The organism is Brachybacterium sp. (genome assembly GCF_052095815.1).
Classification (GTDB): Bacteria; Actinomycetota; Actinomycetes; order Actinomycetales; family Dermabacteraceae; genus Brachybacterium.
Map to the genome: position 1 here is coordinate 1 of NZ_JBQDLF010000092.1, position 4,353 is coordinate 4,353.

A 4,353-nucleotide genomic window follows, 5' to 3' on the forward strand; every position below is an offset into this window, starting at 1 on the left:
ACACCGGCTTCGGCGGCGACGTGGGCGATGGGCCGGCCATCATCTTCAACACGTTCGACCAGGCGGAGTCTTCCGGCAGGAGTCAGCGGCGAATTACGGTGGACCATGGAACGGGTTCCTCCCGGGCGACGGATGTCTAGACACCACCCATCGTGCCGGTCAGGGACCCGTTCCTTCATCCCCGCTCCGTGACTACAACGTCATGACCCGCAACAACTAGCGACGTCAACTGGAAACAGAGCCATAGGTCAGGTCAAGATGTCACCTATCCGTGCGGCGGTCCCTGCCCAGGCGAGGAAAGCCCGCAGGTCAGCGCGATGCAACCTCGCGCCTCCTCGGTGAGGACGGCGTCGGACGGGATTGTAGCTGGCTGGCCGGAGAGTCATCACTCTGTTCGGCTCGGGCGCTCAGCGCTCGAAGCGTAGCGCCTTGAACGCCTCGGTCTGCTGGCGGATGCCGGTCTCGGTCGGGAAGCGTTCGATCGAGCTTGCACCGTAGAATCCGACCACCCCTTCGGTGTGGTCGAGGATATACTGTGCGTCCTCCGGACCGGCGATCGGGCCGCCATGGCAGAGGCAGAGGATCTCGGGGTTCACGCGCTTCGCGGCGTCGACGAGGCTCTGCACCTTCTCCGCCGCCTCGTCCAATGACATGGCGGTTTGCGCGCCGATGGTTCCCGAGGTGGTGAGCCCCATGTGCGGCACCAGGATGTCGGCTCCGGCTAGGGCCATGGCCTCGGCCTGGTCGATGTCGAAGACATACGGCGTCGTCAGGAGGTCCATCTCATGGGCCATGCGCACCATGTCAACCTCGTGGCCGTAACCCATTCCAGTCTCTTCGAGGTTGGCACGGAAAACCCCGTCGATCAGGCCGACGGTGGGGAAGTTCTGCACTCCCGCGAAACCGATCGCCTTGATCCGCTCAAGGAAATGCGGCATGACCTTGAACGGGTCGGTGCCGTTTACTCCGGCGATCACCGGAGTCGAGCCGACCACCGGCAGCACCTCGTCCGCCATGTCCAAGACGATCGTATTGGCATCGCCGTATGCAAGCAGGCCGGAGAGAGAGCCGCGACCGGCCATCCGGAATCGCCCCGAGTTGTAGATAACCAGCAGGTCAATGCCGCCGGCCTCGGCGGACTTCGCCGTGATCCCGGTCCCGGCACCGCCACCAATAATGGGAGTGCCGGCCGCGGCCTGGGCGCGAAAGCGGTCGATGATCTGAGTGCGAGTCTCCATGAACATGCTCCTTCAGTGGTGTATTAGCGGGTGACAAGAGCGTGGAGGGCGTCGGCCATCTCGCGACCGAACCCGGGGGAGTTGATGTCCGACGCTCTCTCGACGATGGCGACTCCGGTCCCGTCGAGGCCTTCCCGCAGAGCCATGAAGAGCGCTTCGTCGGCCGCGGTGTCGTGGAACGGGCCGCCCTCGACGTCAATGCCGCTCAGACCCTTGAGAGGCAAAAATAGGGTGGTCGGTCCGGTGGCCTCGCCGAGCTTGCGAGCGATGCGACGTCCGAGCTCGGTCATCTCCTCGGCCGTGGTCCGCATCAGCGTCACCGTCGGGTTGTGGACGATGAGCCGGCGATCGTCGAACCGGGAGGGGACGGAGTCCCGTGGGCCGAAGTTCACCATGTCGAGAGCTCCCAAGCTGACCACCTGAGGGGTTCCGGTAGCGCCAGCCGTCTCGAGCCGCGCCGGTCCCGCGCTGAGCACTCCTCCCACGAGGTCGTCAGCGAGCTCAGTGGTGGTGATGTCGCAGACGCCGGCGAGAAGCCCGGACTGGACCAGCTTCTCCATCGCCCGTCCTCCGGTGCCGGTGGCATGGAACACGAGGCACTCGTAGCCGAGCTCGGTGAGCCGGGCACGCGCCTCGTCAGCAACGGGGGTGGTGAGGCCGAACATGCTGATGCCAACCAGCGGCCGGTGGCTCTCGGCAGGAAGCATACGGCGCTGCTCGTAGGCGCGAGCCATGCCGGCTGCGGCTCCGGCGGCATTGCCGAGCACGAGCCGGGAGATCGAGTTGATTCCCGCGACGTCCACCACCGAGTACATGAGGGTGGCGTCCACCTCGCCGACGTACGGGCTGACATCGCCGGATGCCATCGTGGAGACCAGCAATTTCGGGAAGCCCACCGGGACCGCCTGCATGGCGGGCGCCGAAACCGATGATCCGCTCGAACCGCCGACACACAGTAGGGCATGTATCGCGTCCTCCTCCACGAGGCGCTGGACGATCACGGCGGCTCCGCGACCCATGACGTCCATGTACTCGCCGCGGTCCCGGTGCTCGGCGAGTTCCTCGGAATCGGCGCCAGCAGCCCGGATCACGTCCTGCGGGGTCACCTGTGCGAGCGGGCAGTCCGAGAAGGGACCGACGTCGATCGCGTGCACGTCGGTGCCGAGCTCATTGAGAGCCTGCACGAGCCAGGAGTACTCCTCACCCTTGGTGTCGAACGTGCCGAGAAGGGCAACAGTCGCCATGTTTCACTCCTTCGTGTCGCTGCTCCCTCAGACGATAGGCGAGGTGCTCCGATGCCCGCTGGGCCAATGCGCGCCTATTGGCCCATTCCGCGGGCGAGCTCATACTCGAGACATGTCACGTGAAGCGAAGTTGGATGGAGCCGCTCTCTCCAGGCTTCTCGGGCCCTGGGCCCATGGCGGCGAGACTCTGTCCGGTGCGCTCGGCCGCGGAATCGGGGAGCTCATCGACAGCAACCTGATCCCGACGGGCACCGTCCTCCCGCCCGAGAGGGAGCTCGCCGGCGCGCTCCATGTCTCGCGGGGCACGGTGACCAGTGCCATGGACGCGCTACGGGCTCAGGGCTACATCAGCTCCGTTCGCGGTTCGGGAACCCGCGTTACGCGCGGTCTCAGAGGCCCTCGTACCGGCGAAGGACGTATGATCTCCTTCACCGACGTCCCCCCAGGGGTGGTGGATTTGTCCACCGGAGCGCTGCCGGCTTCTTCGGTGACCGCCGAAGTGCTGAAGGCCGGGCCCCCGAGCCTGTCCGAGTTCCTCGGCAGCGACGGCTACTTCCCAGCGGGTCTGCCGATGCTGCGAGAAGCTCTGGCTGACCGGCTGACCGCCGACGGCGTGCCGACCCGGGCGTCGCAGATCCTCATCACCTCCGGCGCGCAGCAAGGGACCTGGCTCGCGCTCAGCGACCTGATGGAAGCCGGTGACCTCGCCGTGGTGGAGGAGCCCACCTATCGCGGAGGGCTCGCGGTGCTCCGCTCCCTGGGTACGCGCATCGACACTGTTCCCTTCACCGGTACCGGGATGGCCGTGCCACTTGTCGCGTCGGCGCTTCGCCGGCGGCCAGCCGTGCTCTACTGCCAGACCAGCGTCCATAACCCAACAGGACGGACGACGAGCGCGAACGCGCGCCGGGCTCTCGCGGAGCTGGTGGATCGACATGGTCAGATGACGGTCGAGGACGTCTGCTCCTACGACCTGACGTTCCGTGGTCCGCCTGCACGGATGCTTGCGGGCTCGGTGGACGAGGCGTTGCTCGTCACCGTCGGAACGCTTTCGAAGCAGTTCTGGGGCGGCATCCGGGTGGGGTGGATCCGTGCGCACGAGCACAGGATCAAGCGCTTGACAGAGCGGCGCACGAGCAGCGACCTGGCCAGCTCCGTCATCGATCAGCTGTATGCAACGCAATGCATGGAGCGGATCGGCGACGCCCGGCTGGAACGACAACGCACGCTGAACGACCACGTCGTCACTACCGAATCGGTGGTGCGCGATGTGTTCCCCGATTGGCGGTGGGACCCCATCGACGGGGGCGCCGGCCTGTGGGTGGATACCGGTACCGATGCGACGGCGCTGGCCGAGCTTGGCAAGCGGAAGAAGGTCAAGATCGTCGCTGGTCCGGGGTTCTCCGCCTTCGACGGCTTCGCCTCGATGCTGCGGCTGCCCATCTGGCACCCGGAGGATCAGCTTCGGAACGGACTACAGCGCCTTGCGGACGCTGTTGCTGCCGCGTAGCCGTCAGCCATTCCGATCAGCATGCCCCAGCTTAAGTTCGGCCATGTCCTCCAGCTCACTGAATCGCGCCGGGTTTGTTAGATGTATGAGGTCATGACGTTGTCGACACGTTCGTGGACTCGGGCGGCCGGGGGCCGGTCGGCGCAGGCGGTGTGGGGCCGATGGTAGTTGTAGTGGTGGACCCAGACGTTGATCGCTTCGCGGCGCTCGTGCTCGGAGTAGAAGGCGTGCGCGTAGAGGCATTCCTCAGAGAGGATCCGCTGGTAGCGTTCGACTTTCCCGTTGTGCCGGGGCGTGTAGGGCCTGGTCCGCTGATGCCGTGAGGCATGCGCGTTCACGGTGCGAACGAAGGTCTTCGCGC

Annotated in this window: 4 protein-coding genes and 1 pseudogene; 1 reads left to right on the forward strand and 4 read right to left on the reverse strand. The window is 66.0% G+C overall.

The features are described from left to right. From ACTH43_RS18350 to ACTH43_RS18360, 3 genes and pseudogenes are all read right to left on the reverse strand, one after another. Window positions 1–107 (reverse strand): annotated as a pseudogene (locus ACTH43_RS18350) (IS481 family transposase); the annotation flags it as partial. A 300-nt stretch (window positions 108–407) separates the two neighbouring features. Further along, a complete protein-coding gene (locus ACTH43_RS18355; protein WP_220235620.1) occupies window positions 408–1,238 on the reverse strand; it encodes a phosphoenolpyruvate hydrolase family protein in 831 nt (276 codons plus the stop codon). 23 nt (window positions 1,239–1,261) lie between these two features. After that, entirely contained in the window at window positions 1,262–2,482 is a 1,221-nt protein-coding gene (locus ACTH43_RS18360; RefSeq protein WP_114306556.1) for a Tm-1-like ATP-binding domain-containing protein, read from the reverse strand. Between the two features lie 112 nt (window positions 2,483–2,594). Between ACTH43_RS18360 and yczR the strand changes: the two genes are divergently transcribed. Further along, entirely contained in the window at window positions 2,595–3,992 is a 1,398-nt protein-coding gene (gene yczR, locus ACTH43_RS18365) for a MocR-like transcription factor YczR (RefSeq protein WP_114306555.1), read from the forward strand. A 77-nt stretch (window positions 3,993–4,069) separates the two neighbouring features. Here the strand turns inward: yczR and ACTH43_RS18370 are convergent. Beyond that, window positions 4,070–4,353, reverse strand: a 284-nt coding sequence (locus ACTH43_RS18370) for an integrase core domain-containing protein (RefSeq protein WP_441446325.1), incomplete at its 5' end; no start/stop codon positions are given.

Bases quoted from the DNA above. Each gene is read 5' to 3' on its own strand.
- ACTH43_RS18355 (WP_220235620.1), bottom strand. From the start codon at position 1,238: ATGGAGACTCGCACTCAGATCATCGACCGCTTTCGCGCCCAGGCCGCG.
- ACTH43_RS18360 (WP_114306556.1), bottom strand. From the start codon at position 2,482: ATGGCGACTGTTGCCCTTCTCGGCACGTTCGACACCAAGGGTGAGGAG.
- yczR (WP_114306555.1), top strand. From the start codon at position 2,595: ATGTCACGTGAAGCGAAGTTGGATGGAGCCGCTCTCTCCAGGCTTCTC.